This window comes from Salinispora pacifica DSM 45544 (assembly GCF_000378845.1).
Classification (GTDB): domain Bacteria; phylum Actinomycetota; class Actinomycetes; order Mycobacteriales; family Micromonosporaceae; genus Micromonospora; species Micromonospora pacifica.
Window position 1 is genome coordinate 4,108,745 of the sequence record NZ_KB905359.1, and the last position, 12,447, is coordinate 4,121,191.

Sequence of the window (12,447 nt, forward strand, 5' to 3'; positions counted from 1 at the left end):
GTCCGGCGGCACGGCCGGCGAGGCTGGTCCGATGGGGATGACACCGCCGTCCGCTCAGGGTGGAAGGGGTACGCATGACGGGGCAAAGCGGCCTGGACGCGGTACGGGAACTACTGTTGGTGGCGGCGGTTGCCGGGGTCGGGGTACTGCTCGCCCTGATCGTCGTCTTCAGCCCGTGGCACGCCGTGCCGGACAAGGCCGCGCCGGCGGCCCCGGTCGAGTTGCGTAGTCCGGAACCGACAGCGACCGTGGGCTGAGTCCGGCGGGAGGCCGTCGGTGTGTCAGCGCGGACGGGTTAGGGTCGACGCGTGTCGACCACCCGCAAAGCGACGATTCCAGCAACGAGGTATCCCGTCGAGCGATTCACACTCGACAACGGTCTGCGGGTGGTGCTCACCCCGGACCGTAGCGCCCCGGTGATCGGGGTGGCAGTCGTCTACGACGTCGGTATTCGTTCCGAGCCGGAGGGGCGCACCGGCTTCGCGCACCTCTTCGAACACCTGATGTTCCAGGGTTCGGAGAATCTGGAGAAGCTGGCCCACTTCCGGCACGTACAGGGGGCGGGCGGCACCTTCAACGGCTCCACCCACCTGGACTACACCGACTACTACGAGACGTTGCCGGGCAACGCCCTCGAACGGGCTCTCTTCCTTGAGGCGGACCGGATGCGCGGCCCCCGGTTGACCGAGGAAAATCTGCGCAACCAGGTCGACGTGGTCAAGGAGGAGATCAGGGTCAACGTGCTCAACCGGCCGTACGGCGGGTTCCCCTGGCTCACCCTGCCACCGGTGCTCTTCGACACCTTCCCCAACGCGCACGACGGCTACGGGTCCTTCACCGACCTTGAGTCGGCCACGGTGGCCGACGCCGCCGACTTCTTCCAGCACTACTACGCCAGCGGCAACGCGGTACTGGCGGTCAGCGGTGACATCGACGTAGCCGAGGCGGTCGAGCTGGTCGAGCGGCACTTCGGTGATGTGCCGGCCCGTCCGGCCCCGGTCCGGCCAAGCTTCACCGAGCCGGATCTGGCCGCCGAGCGGCGGGTGTCGTACACCGATCGACTGGCCCCGCTACCAGCGGTCGCCTCCGCCTGGCGGGTGCCGGACCCGATCGGCGACTTCGCCGGCTACCTCCCGTACGCGGTGCTCGCCGAGGTGCTCACCGACGGGGACGCCGCCCGGTTGGTCGAACGGCTGGTGCAGCGGGACCGGTCGGTCACCAGCGTCGGCGGCTACCTGGGCTTCATGGGCGACCCATTCGACGTCCGCGATCCGACGGCCCTCCTGCTCCAAGCGCACCTGCCACCCGACGGTGACGTGGACAAGGTGCTGCAGACGGTGGATGAGGAGTTGGACCGGCTGGCCACCGACGGGCTGGCCGAGGGTGAGCTGGCCCGTACCCAGGCTCGGATGGCCACGCACCTGTTGCGCGACACGGATGCGGTGCTGGGGCGGGCCCTACGGATGGCCGTCCTGGAGCAGCAACGCGGCGAGCCCGGTCTGCTCAACGAACTGCCCCGCCTGGTCGGCGAGGTCACCGCGGAGTCGGTTCGTGCCGCCGCCGCCACCCTGCGCCCACAGCGTCGGGCCACCGTCGAGGTGCTCGCGGGGGTGGAGCAGTGAGCGCCGCGATGACGACCGCGCCGCGCGTCCTGCCGCCGCTCGGGCCGACCCGGAAACTGAAGCTGCCGAAGCAGGCCGAGCGGACGCTCGGCAACGGTCTCACCGTCATCGCGGTCCGGCGGCCGGCGGTGCCCCTGGTCGAGCTGCGGCTCGGGATGCCGTTCGGGCGGGTGCATCCGGCCCGGGCCGCGATGCTCGCACAGACCCTGCTCTCCGGTACGACGACGCTGACCGGGGTGCAGATCGCCGCGGAGTTGCAGAAGGTCGGCGGCGGGCTCTCCGCCGGGGTGGACCCAGACCGGTTGATGCTCTCCGGCGCGGGCTTGGCGACTGGCCTGGACCGGATGTTGGAGCTGCTGGCGGGAGTGCTGACTGCGGCGGCCTACCCGGCCGACGAGGTCGCCACCGAGCGGGACCGGCTGGTCGACCGGATCCAGCTGGCCCAGTGCCAGCCGGGGCACCTGGCCCGCACCGCCCTGCTCAAGCGGATCTACGGCCGGCATCCGTACGCGGTGCAGACACCGACCCCGGATCAGGTCCGCGCGGTGCGTCCGAGCGTGCTGCGGAAGCTGCATGACCAGCGGGTGCATCCGACCGGTGCGGTCCTGGTGCTGGTCGGGGATGTCCAGCCGGAACGGGCGTTGGACGCGGCCGAGCAGGCGCTCGGCGGGTGGCGTGGCGCCGGTCAGGTTGTCGAGCTACCGGCCACGCCGCCGTTGGAGCCGGGGCCGCTGCTCCTCGTTGACCGCCCCGAATCGGTCCAGTCGTCGCTGCGGATCGCGTTGCCGGCGGTGCCGCGTACCGACCCCGACCACGCCGCCCTGCAGCTCGCGAACCTGATCTTCGGAGGTTACTTCTCGTCCCGATGGGTGGAGAACATCCGCGAGGAGAAGGGCTACACGTATGGACCGTACTCGTTGGTCGAGCACTCGGTTGCCGGGTCGGTCCTGCTCGCCGCCGCCGAGGTGGCCACCGAGGTGACCGGGGCGGCGTTGCTGGAGACCCAGTACGAGTTGGGTCGGCTGGCCTGCGTCGCACCGGGCGCGGAGGAGCTGGAGCAGGCCCGCCAGTACGCCCTCGGCACGCTCCAGCTCGGCATCTCCACCCAGGCCGGGCTGGCGGCGCTGACCAGCGCGTACGCCAGTAGTGGCCTGTGTCTGGACTTCTTGGCCGAACATGCGGCTCGGCTGGCGAAGGCGACGGTGGCTGATGTCGCCGACGCGGCGACCCGGTACCTCGCCCCGGCCCGGGCGGTCACCGTCGTGCTGGGAGATGCGCAGCGGATCGCTGGGCAGCTGGGGACGCTCGCCGAGGTTGTGACCGAACCGGCGGTTCCGTGACGGACGGTGGACCGGCCCCGGCGCTGGCCCGTTCCACTCTGGACCGGGCCGCGCATCGGCGTACCGATCCTGAGTGGTTGGGTCAGGCCTGGGGCCGGTGCCGGGTGCTCGTGTTGGACAGCGGCAACGCGGGGCGGGCGTTGGTGTCCGCCGGTCCGGAGTCGCCGGCGTTGGTGCTGGTTGACCCGGAGGAGGTGCCGGAGGAGGCGGCCGCCCGGGCGATCTTCCTCGGCGTTGAGCCCGATGGCGTACCGGTGTTTACGGTGGACGCGCCGTTGCCGGTGCTCCCCGGCACCCGCGCGGCGCACCTGTTGGAGGTTGGCCACCTGCTCACCGACCGGGACGCGGGCCTGCTCACCACCGGTCTGGCCCTGCTCAACTGGCACCGTGGGCACCGGTACTCCCCGCGGACCGGGCAGGCCACCACGATGGATGAGGCCGGTTGGTCCCGGGTCGCCCCGGCGGGGGAGCGGATGTGGCCGCGGACCGATCCGGCGATGATCGTCCTGGTGCACGACGGGGGGTCCGGCCAGGATGGGCGCTGCCTGTTGGGCAACAATGCCGCCTGGCCGCGGGTGCCGGGTGAGCTGCGCTTCTCCTGCCTCGCGGGCTACGTGGAGCCCGGGGAGTCGGCCGAGGCGGCGGTGTTGCGTGAGGTACGCGAGGAGGTGGACGTCCCGGTCACGGACATCACGTACGTGGGTAGCCAGGCCTGGCCGTTCCCCGGTTTGTTGATGCTGGGCTTCCAGGCGGTGGCAGACCCGCGGCACCCGGTGCGGGTCGACCCGGCGGAGATAACGGCGGCCCGCTGGTTCACCCGGTCCGAGGTCAGCGCGGCGCTGGCTGGGCAGAGCGTTGCCGTCGAGGAGGCCCGGCTGGTCCTGCCGCCGTCGTCTTCGATCGCGTCCTTCCTGCTGCGCTACTGGCTCGACGGCCACTGTTGACGGCGGGCGGCACCGGGCGGTTGCGGGAGGGCGGCACCGGGCGCTGGTGGTTGGTCCGAACGTGGTCCCGGCCCGCGACCGCCGTTGCCGCGACGGTCACGGGCCGGGGACCGTGCCGTCGAGACCGGCTGGGGCGAGGCGCGCGGCGGGGAGCCGGGCCGGTTCCGACGGACGGGTAACCGCTCAGCCGCCGCGGTCGTCCGGCCAGCTCGGCCAGGCGGACGGGGGTTCGTCGAGCGGGAGCACCTTGACCCGTTGCCGGCCGGCACGGACCGCGCCGACCGCGGCGAGGGCCCGGGCGAGCAGGAGTGCGGCTTCGCGGTCGTCGGCGTGGACGACCTGCCGGCGTGGCTCGGGTGCGACGGTCTCGTCGCGCAGCCGGCCTCCGTCGGCCCAGGCGGTGGTGAGGTCCACGTCAGCCGCCGCGCGGACATCGGTGCGAACGATCAGGAACCGCATGTCGGTCTCCGGATGAGTGCCGCGACGATCGGGAACGGAGTGGAAGTTCCACGTCACTGCGGGTCATGCTACGCCGCGTAGCGGGCCTGGCAACCGAAATGCCGCGATCGGTCGGCAGACTGGCCGATCGGGCGAGGGACGCTCGGGCCGGGCGCCCGAACTGACCGCCGCCCCGGCGTTCGAAGACGACGCGGGGCCGCCGGTGTACCTACGCACCGGCGGCCCCGACGGAGGCGAGTCAGATTCGGTCGAGCTGGCCTTCCTTGGCCGCGGCCAGGAAGCTCTGCCACTCACCTCGGTCGAACAGCAGCACCGGACCGCCCCGGTCCTTGCTGTCCCGGAGGGCCACCGTGGCTGGCGTCGGCGCTACCTCGACGCAGTTTGAGGTCTGGCTGCGGGTGCTCTTTCGCCACGCAACCCGCGCCAGGTCGGGGCAGGCGGTCGGCGTGTGGTGGATTTCGTTCATGGTTGCACTCCTGTGTGAACCGGCCGATGGACGAGTAGTGCCCGCACGGACCGACGCTGGGTGCCGGTGGGTCAGCGTTCCGTCAATCGCCCGGGGCGCCGGCGACGCTGGGCCGGCGGTGTTGCCGCCCCGAACGCCGATGCCGACGAGGGTGCTGCCTCGAATGGCTGTCCCCTGGCCTGATTGAGCCAGGAGAGAGTCTCCGATGCGGGGAGTGCTGCCGTGCATAACCACTCAAAGACCACTTTATAGCGATTTAGGATTTTTGCCTCGGTTGACATGGTGTTCAAGAACCCGCTTTCAATCGCCAGGGTCTCGGGATCCTGCGGGTCGGTGAACCGGTAGAGGGAGAACGCCGTCGGCGGCAGGTACCACCCGCTCGCCTGGGTGTCCCGAGGCAGCACCTGCAGCGTGACGTTGGGCAGCATGGCCAACTCGTAGAGCTGCGCGAGCTGCTCCCGGAGCACGTCGGCCGGCCCGGCTCGACCCCCGAGCGCCGTCTCCTCGAGTACGGCCGTGTATCGGGGCGCGTCCGGTCCCCGGGTAAGCAGCGACTGACGGGCCAGCCGGGCGCCCACCTCGGTCTCGATGTCCTCGGTGCCATCCGGCTCGCCAGCCGCCTCGTCGACATCCCGGGCGGAGGCGATTCGAATGCGGGCGTAGCCGGCCGTCTGGAGTAGCCCCGGTACGAGTAGCGGGTGATACTCCGAGATCTCCACACAGCCCGCCTCCAACTCGGCGAAGCCGCGCTGCTGTGGGGTCATGACCGGGTAGTTCCGAAGCCAGCCACGGATGTCGCCGGCCTCACCGGTGATGGTCAGCAACTCGTCCCGCAGCGTTACGTCCACCCGGTAGAGATCGAGCAGTGCGCGGACATCCTGCGGGTCTGGCCGGCTGCGGCCATTCTCCAGGCGAGACAGTTTGGAAGCGGAGGCCCAGCCGACCCGCTCGACCACCTGGTCCCCGGTGAGACCGGTGGTCTCGCGCAGCCGACGCAGTTCGGAGCCCAGCCTGCGGCGCCGCAGGATAGGGCTGGGTGCGACTGGAGGCACGTGCCCTCTTTTCCGTAGACCGTCGTAGATGCGACGGTAACTCTCTGAATTTCGCCCCTAACCCTCAGTATGGAACGACGCGGCCGGCACCGGAGGTTCCGGTGGGGGCGTGTCTCGGCCAAAGGCGGCATACCGTGTACCACTTCCGACGGAGGGCAGATGCGTACCGTCCTGCGCCGCCCGGACTTCCGGCTGCTCTTCGCTGGCCTGGTGGCCAGCATGACCGCCGAGTCGATCTTGCTGCTCGCGCTCGCCATCTGGGTCAAGGAACTGACCGGGTCGAGTGGACTGGCCGGGGCCACCACCTTCGCGATCATCGCCCCGATGACGCTGGCACCCCTGGTCGGCTGGGTCGTCGACCGGTATCCACGCAAGCCCCTGTTCGTGGCCGCCAACCTGGTCACGGCCGCCCTACTCACCCCGTTGTTCGCCGTCGGAGACCGTACCGACCTCTGGCTCATCTACCTGGTCGCGATCTTCTACGGCCTGTCGTACATCACCCTCAACGCGGCGCTCAGCGGTCTGCTGCGGCACCTGGTGCCGGCAGAGTTGCTGGCCGACGCGAATGGCGTGCTCCAGACGGTGCGGCAGGGACTGCGGTTGCTCGGCCCGCTGGCGGGAGCCGCCCTCTACACCGCCGTCGGCGGCGGGCTGTTGGCCGGCGTGGCGATAGTCGGCTTCGTGGCCGCGGCGGTGCTGGTGGGCCCGCTCCGAGTCGCCGAGTCGCCCCGGTCGCGACCAGGGCGTAGCTGTCCCGGCCGACGAGCCGGAGCGGCTTGCTGCCCTCGGGGCTGCACCCAGCTGTCCAACCCGGCGAGCCGACCGCGCCACCCGTTGCGCTGGTCGGCCGAGTTCGGCGCGGGCCTGCGGTACCTGGCCGACGAGCCGGCGCTGCGCCGGGCACTGCTCGGCTACGGTCTCGGTTCGTTGGTGATGGGCTTCAGTGAGTCGCTGATCTTTGCCTACGTTGACCACGGCCTTCGCCGCGACGCGGCGTTCGTGGGTGTGCTCGTCACCGTGCAGGGAGTCGGTGGCCTCGTTGGTGGGCTGGTCTCCGCCGGCGTGATCCGGCGGGTGGGAGAGGTCGGCGCGCTCGCCGTGGGGGTGGCGCTGTTCGGGTCGGCCGCGCTGACGCTCGCCCACCCCAACCTGTGGCTGGGCTGCGCCGCCCTCCTGCTGGCCGGGGTGTCGCTGCCGCTCACCATGGTCGGCCTGCACACGCTGATCCAGCGGCGTACGCCGGCACCACTGATCGGCCGGGTCGCCGCCGGCGCCGATGCGGTGGTCAGTGGCCCGCGGGCCATCTCAATCGGGGGTGGCGCACTGCTCGTCGGCGTCTTCGACTACCGGCTGCTCTTCGTGGTGGTGGGCCTGGTCACCCTACTGGCCAGCAGCTACCTGTGGGGTGGGCGCCGGTTGAGCCCGTCGGCCCAGCCGGCGCCCGTCGGGGGCGCACCGGTCAGGCGGAGATCTCCGACAGGTGCTCCTTGACCTGCCGAATAGTGGGATTGGTCAGCGCGCTGCCGTCCGCGAAACGCAGCGTCGGCACGGTCTGGTTGCCGCCGTTGACGCTCATCACGAACTCGGCGGCCGCCGGCTCCTGCTCGATGTCGACCACCTCGTACCCGATGCCCTCCCGGTCCAGCTGTGACTTCAGCCGGTGGCAGTAGCCGCACCAAGGCGTGGAGTACATCGTCAACATCGGCAGACCTCCAAGGGGTTGGTCGTGATTCGAGCCAGGCTAACCACCCCAACGTTGGGAGCGGCTGGAACAATTCCTCGCTGTGGTGTCTCACTCAGCATCCAACCGGGTGCTCGCCGGCCTCGACCCGGAGCAGCGGGCGGCGGTAACCGCCCCGGCCGGCCCGGTCTGCGTCCTGGCCGGCGCCGGCACCGGGAAGACCCGGGCGGTCACCTCCCGGATCGCGCACCGGACGTTGACCGGGGAGATCCTGGCCCGGCACCTGCTCGCGGTCACCTTCACCGCGCGGGCCGCCGCCGAGCTACGTGGCCGACTCACCACGCTGGGGGTGCCGGGTGTGCAGGCGCGCACCTTCCACGCCGCGGCGCTGCGTCAGGTGCGTTACTTCGCGCCTCGGCTGCTCGCCGGTCGGGCGATGCCCGAACTGCTGGACAGCAAGGTCCGGCTGGTCACCCTCGCCGCGGCGAAGGTCGGGATCCGCTCCGACCGGACCGGCGTCCGGGACCTCGCGGGCGAGATCGAGTGGGCGAAGTCGTCCCTGGTCGAGCCCGGGGAGTACGCGGTCGCGGCCGCCCGGGCGCTGCGGGACACCCCGTACGAGCCGGCGAAGGTGGCCGATGTCTTCGCCGCGTACGAGAAGGTCAAACGCGCCGGCGGAGTGATCGATTTCGAGGACATGCTGCGCGCCGCGATCTGGGGAATCGAAGAGCACCCGGACGTGGCCGACCAGGTACGCGCCCAGTACCGGCACTTCGTCGTCGACGAGTACCAGGACGTCAACCCGCTGCAACAGCGGCTGCTGGAGGCGTGGCTCGGCGGTGGTGACGACCTGACGGTGGTGGGTGACGCGAGCCAGACGATCTACTCGTTCACCGGCGCGACCTCGTCCTACCTGGTCGACTTCCCCCGTCGGCACCGGGGCGCGACGGTGGTTCGCCTGGTGCGCGACTACCGCTCCACCCCCCAGGTGGTCGGGCTGGCCAATTCGGTCATCGCGCCGGCTCGGGGCGCTGAGGCGCGGCTTCGGCTGGAGTTGGTCGGCCAGCGCCCGGCGGGCCCCGAGCCCGAGTTGAGGATCTTCACCGACGAGCAGGCCGAGGCCGCCGCCGTCGCCGCCCGCTGCCGTGCCCTGGTGGACGCTGGTACTCCGGCCCGAGAGATCGCCGTGCTGTTTCGGACCAACGCGCAGTCCGAGGCGTTCGAGGAGGCGCTGACCGAGGCCGAGGTGCCGTACCAGGTGCAGGGTGCGGAGCGGTTCTTCGAGCGCCCCGAGGTACGGCAGGCGATGGTCGCGCTGCGCGCCGCCACCCGCTCCCTTCCCGGTGACACCCCGCTGTCGGCGGCCGTGGTCGAGGCCCTGGCCGCGGTGGGGTGGGCACCGGATGCGCCGCCGGCTGGTGGCGCCGCCCGGGAACGGTGGGCGGCCCTCGCCGCCCTGGTCCAACTCGCCGAGGAGTACGCGGCCAGCGCCCCGGTGCTGCCGATCGGGCCGGCTGCCGCGGTCGAGCGGCCGGCCACCTTGGCCGACTTCACCGACGAGCTGGCCCGACGGGCCGCCGCTCAGCACGTGCCGACGGTCGAGGGTGTGACCCTCGCCTCCCTGCACTCGGCGAAGGGTCTGGAGTGGGATGCCGTCTTCCTGGTCGGCCTCGCCGAGGGCACGCTGCCCACCACCTACGCGAAGACACCGGAGCAGGTGGAGGAGGAGCGCCGGCTGCTCTACGTGGGCATCACCCGGGCTCGGGAGTGGCTCTGGCTGTCGTACGCCTCAGCCCGCTCACCGGGTGGGCGTCCCCGGCGGCCCTGTCGCTTCCTGCCCCGGCTGGACTCCTCCGGCACCAGTGGGCGGGTCGGTGCGAGCGGGGTACGGCGAACCGAACGTCGGCGTACCCAGATCGTCTCCTGCCGGGTCTGCGGTACGACGCTGCTCGCTGGCGCGGAGCGCAAGCTGGGCCGGTGCACCGCCTGCCCGTCTGACATGGACAAGGAGCTGCACGGGCGGCTGGGCGAGTGGCGGCGTCGGGTGGCCGGCGGTCAGCGGGTACCGGACTATGTGGTGTTCACCGACGCGACCCTGGTCGCGTTGGCGGAGCGGCGCCCGCAGCAGTCCCGCGACCTCACCGCGATCGCGGGGATCGGGGCCCGCAAGCTGGGGCTCTACGGGGAGGCGGTGCTGGCCCTGGTGGCCGGCGCGACGGTGGATGAGGTCTGCCCGGAGAAAACTTCAGAAATCTTGCCGTAAATTCGTTTGCCCTCGCCCCCGGGCGCGGCATAGCCTCGGGGCATACCTCGTGAGCGGCCGCATTCGGGCTGCTCACGGGCGTGATTCGGTCGGCACGAGGGAAGTCAGGGAGGTGGCCCCAATGGAGATCTACAACAACGCGCGTCCGGTGGTGTCCCCTGCTGGCGTCGCTCCCCTGTCGGCCGTCCAGGTGGCCCGCACCGCTGCGCGACCGTCGGTTCCGCAGGTGCACCAGGTCGAGACCCAGGCCGAGCTGATTCTCGCGCTGGCGCCATACGGCACCCAGGAGACCAGTGGTTTCACGGGCAAGGGCGTTGATAGCGCCAAGCGGCGCATGGACGTCCGCGGTGTTCCACCTCGAGGTAGACCGGTCTGATACAGACCACCGGCTCACCTTGAGGCCGCGGAACCCGCATACCGGGATCCGCGGCCTTCGTTTTTGTCCCGTCGAAGTATGTCGGAAATGCGATCCAAGAGATCGAAAAAGTGAGAGAGAGGTGACCGGGCGATGAGTCTGGCGTTGGCCCCACTCGACCTGAGCGTCGAGTTGGAGGCGAACCTGCCCTGCCGGAAGTTCGACCCCGACCTGTGGTTCTCTGACTCGCCCGCCGAGCTTGAGGTGGCCAAGTCGCTCTGCGGGGACTGCCCGCTGCGCGTCGAGTGCCTCGCCGGCGCGGTGGAGCGAGCTGAGCCCTGGGGCGTCTGGGGTGGCGAGATCTTCGAGCGTGGCGCGGTGGTCCCGCGTAAGCGGCCCCGAGGCCGTCCCCGTAAGGAAGATGTTGCCCGAGACGCCACGCTCCGGGTCGAGGCCGAGGCGCGACTGGAGGCCAGTGGGTTGGCCCGGCGCGACGCGGTCCGGCTGGCGGCCTGACAACCACCCGATCCGTTCCACCCTTCGCCGGTCTTCGCGCCGGCCACGAGAAAGTTGATGAGGATGCTCAGGCAATCGAACAGTTTCGAACTGCAATTACTGAACGAAGTGTTGTCGAGGGCTCGAATGCTCCGGCCTCAGGCCGGTCGCACCACCGCGAGCACTGAGGCTTATCGCTCCGCCCGTACCATCGCCATGGCCGCTCGCACGCGGTCGGCGCGCGAGTTGGGCATCGGTTAGACAGCGGGCCCGCCCCTCAGGTGGGGGGGCGGGCCCGTTGGTCAACACCGCTGAGACGGGCGCGTTCGGCTACCGCCGGACGCGCCCGTCACCGCCTCACGCTGTTGGGGCGAAGCCGGGTAGCCAGCGCTCCAGGATTCCCCGGTACGGCGCCTTCGCCTCCAGCTGGCAGAGCACCCCGATCGAGCCGAGCGTGACCCGGTGGATCAGCAGGTACGACGGGGGTAGGTTGAGGTGTCGGCTGAGCTGGTACGCGGGTGAGCGAGGGCTGGCCAGCCGGGCCGCCTCCGCCCGTAGCCAGGCTCGGGTGAACCGGAACTCCTCGGCGGCGACCGGCTCCAGCATCGGTTGGAGGAAGTCCAGCAGCGCCGGCCCGTCGATCGCCGCGCTGTTGCTGACGAAGCCCTCGGCACGCAAGCCGGCCATCACCTCCTCGGCATCTCCCCGCAGGGCCAGTCCGGCGATGCGGCCGATCGGCTCGGGGGTCCCCTCGGGTAGCCGGGCCACCGCGCCGAAGTCCACCACCCCAAGCCGGCCGTCGGGCAGCAACCGGAAGTTGCCCGGATGCGGGTCGGCGTGGAGCAGCCCGGCCCGCATCGGCGCGGAGAGGTGCAGCGTGGCCATCAACCGGCCTGCCTCGTCCCGCTCTTGTTCGGAGCCCTCCCGGATGATCTGCGACAGCGGAGTTCCCGCGACCCATCCGGTCACGAGGACTCGGGGTGACGCGGCGACCACGGCCGGGATGTAGATCTCCGGGTCGTCCGCGTACGCCGTGGCGAAGGCGCGCTGCGACTCGGCCTCCAGCTCGTAGTCGAGCTCCTCGGTGATTCGTTCCCGGAGCTCGGCGAGGAGTGGTTTGATGTCCAGCCCCGGCTGGATCGCCCGGAACATTCCACCGAGCCGGGAGAGCTGTTTGAGGTCGGCGAGCAGGGCGTCCCCCGCGCCGGGGTACTGGATCTTGATCGCCACGTCGCGGGTGTGTGGCGCGCCGGTCGCGTCGTAGCCCGGCTCCCGCCACCGCGCGCGGTGTACCTGCCCGATGCTGGCGGCGGCGACCGGCGCGTCGTCGAACTCCACGAACCGGTCCCGCCAGTCCGGGCCGAGTTGCTCGGCGAGCACCCGGTGTACGGAGGCGGCGGGCAGCGGCGGCGCGGCCTCCTGGAGTTTGGTCAGCGCCTGTCGGTAGGGGGCGGCCATCTCCTCGGGCAGCGCCGCCTCGAATACCGACAGCGCTTGGCCGAACTTCATCGCGCCGCCTTTGAGCTGCCCGAGGACGCTGAAGAGCTGTTCGGCGGTACGTTGCTGGATCTCTGCGGAGATCACGTCAGAGGCGAGCCCGGTGACGCGCTTGCCCACACCGAGGACGGTCCGGCCGGCGAAGCCGAGCGGCAGGGTGGCGAGCTTGGCGGTCCGGGAGACGGCCCGGCGCGGGATTTCGGTCACCTGGCTATTGTGACCGACCGGGCCGGCCCGCGACTGCCGTGCGGGCGGGCCGGGCCCCCTTCCGGC

At 71.0% G+C, this 12,447-nt stretch carries 13 protein-coding genes; 8 read left to right on the forward strand and 5 right to left on the reverse strand.

The genetic code is table 11. The features are described from left to right. The first annotated feature begins 74 nt into the window (after positions 1–74). Genes SALPAC3_RS0118845 through nudC form a run of 4 tightly spaced genes read left to right on the forward strand, consistent with a single transcriptional unit; the run spans position 75 to position 3,906 of the window. Entirely contained in the window at positions 75–257 is a 183-nt protein-coding gene (locus SALPAC3_RS0118845; RefSeq protein WP_018222739.1) for a hypothetical protein, read from the forward strand. A 51-nt stretch (positions 258–308) separates the two neighbouring features. Then, positions 309–1,622 (forward strand): M16 family metallopeptidase, encoded by a 1,314-nt coding sequence (locus tag SALPAC3_RS0118850; protein WP_018222740.1) that lies wholly within the window; start codon positions 309–311, stop codon positions 1,620–1,622. After that, on the forward strand, positions 1,619–2,962 hold the full coding sequence (locus SALPAC3_RS0118855) for a M16 family metallopeptidase (protein ID WP_018222741.1): 1,344 nt from the start codon (positions 1,619–1,621) through the stop codon (positions 2,960–2,962). Before SALPAC3_RS0118850 ends, SALPAC3_RS0118855 begins: the two co-directional genes overlap by 4 nt. Beyond that, positions 2,959–3,906, forward strand: a complete 948-nt coding sequence (gene nudC, locus SALPAC3_RS0118860) for an NAD(+) diphosphatase (protein WP_018222742.1) — start codon at positions 2,959–2,961, stop codon at positions 3,904–3,906. Before SALPAC3_RS0118855 ends, nudC begins: the two co-directional genes overlap by 4 nt. A gap of 183 nt (positions 3,907–4,089) precedes the next feature. On the opposite strand, the gene SALPAC3_RS0118865 is transcribed toward nudC, so the two are convergent. The 3 genes from SALPAC3_RS0118865 to SALPAC3_RS0118875 all read right to left on the reverse strand — a co-directional run bounded on the left by SALPAC3_RS0118865 (position 4,090) and on the right by SALPAC3_RS0118875 (position 5,883). After that, on the reverse strand, positions 4,090–4,365 hold the full coding sequence (locus SALPAC3_RS0118865) for a hypothetical protein (RefSeq protein WP_018222743.1): 276 nt from the start codon (positions 4,363–4,365) through the stop codon (positions 4,090–4,092). 238 nt (positions 4,366–4,603) lie between these two features. Then, positions 4,604–4,831 (reverse strand): DUF397 domain-containing protein, encoded by a 228-nt coding sequence (locus SALPAC3_RS0118870; RefSeq protein WP_018222744.1) that lies wholly within the window; start codon positions 4,829–4,831, stop codon positions 4,604–4,606. Between the two features lie 71 nt (positions 4,832–4,902). Continuing rightward, on the reverse strand, positions 4,903–5,883 hold the full coding sequence (locus tag SALPAC3_RS0118875) for a helix-turn-helix domain-containing protein (RefSeq protein WP_018222745.1): 981 nt from the start codon (positions 5,881–5,883) through the stop codon (positions 4,903–4,905). Positions 5,884–6,042: 159 nt separating this feature from the next. Between SALPAC3_RS0118875 and SALPAC3_RS0118880 the strand changes: the two genes are divergently transcribed. After that, positions 6,043–7,374, forward strand: a complete 1,332-nt coding sequence (locus tag SALPAC3_RS0118880) for an MFS transporter (protein WP_018222746.1) — start codon at positions 6,043–6,045, stop codon at positions 7,372–7,374. Here SALPAC3_RS0118880 and SALPAC3_RS0118885 read toward each other — a convergent pair. Next, complete coding sequence (locus SALPAC3_RS0118885) at positions 7,343–7,585, reverse strand: mycoredoxin (RefSeq protein ID WP_018222747.1); 243 nt, start codon at positions 7,583–7,585, stop codon at positions 7,343–7,345. The two genes, SALPAC3_RS0118880 and SALPAC3_RS0118885, sit on opposite strands and share 32 nt — an antisense overlap. Positions 7,586–7,667: 82 nt before the next feature. On the opposite strand from SALPAC3_RS0118885, the gene SALPAC3_RS0118890 reads away from it, so the two are divergent. The 3 genes from SALPAC3_RS0118890 (at position 7,668) to SALPAC3_RS0118900 (ending at position 10,698) form a co-directional block, all read left to right on the forward strand. After that, positions 7,668–9,827, forward strand: a complete 2,160-nt coding sequence (locus tag SALPAC3_RS0118890; RefSeq protein WP_026185712.1) for an ATP-dependent DNA helicase UvrD2 — start codon at positions 7,668–7,670, stop codon at positions 9,825–9,827. A 121-nt stretch (positions 9,828–9,948) separates the two neighbouring features. Next, positions 9,949–10,203 (forward strand): hypothetical protein, encoded by a 255-nt coding sequence (locus SALPAC3_RS0118895; protein ID WP_018222749.1) that lies wholly within the window; start codon positions 9,949–9,951, stop codon positions 10,201–10,203. Positions 10,204–10,335: 132 nt separating this feature from the next. Further along, positions 10,336–10,698, forward strand: a complete 363-nt coding sequence (locus tag SALPAC3_RS0118900; RefSeq protein ID WP_018222750.1) for a WhiB family transcriptional regulator — start codon at positions 10,336–10,338, stop codon at positions 10,696–10,698. 336 nt (positions 10,699–11,034) lie between these two features. On the opposite strand, the gene SALPAC3_RS0118905 is transcribed toward SALPAC3_RS0118900, so the two are convergent. Then, on the reverse strand, positions 11,035–12,381 hold the full coding sequence (locus SALPAC3_RS0118905) for an ABC1 kinase family protein (RefSeq protein WP_018222751.1): 1,347 nt from the start codon (positions 12,379–12,381) through the stop codon (positions 11,035–11,037). Positions 12,382–12,447: the final 66 nt, after the last annotated feature.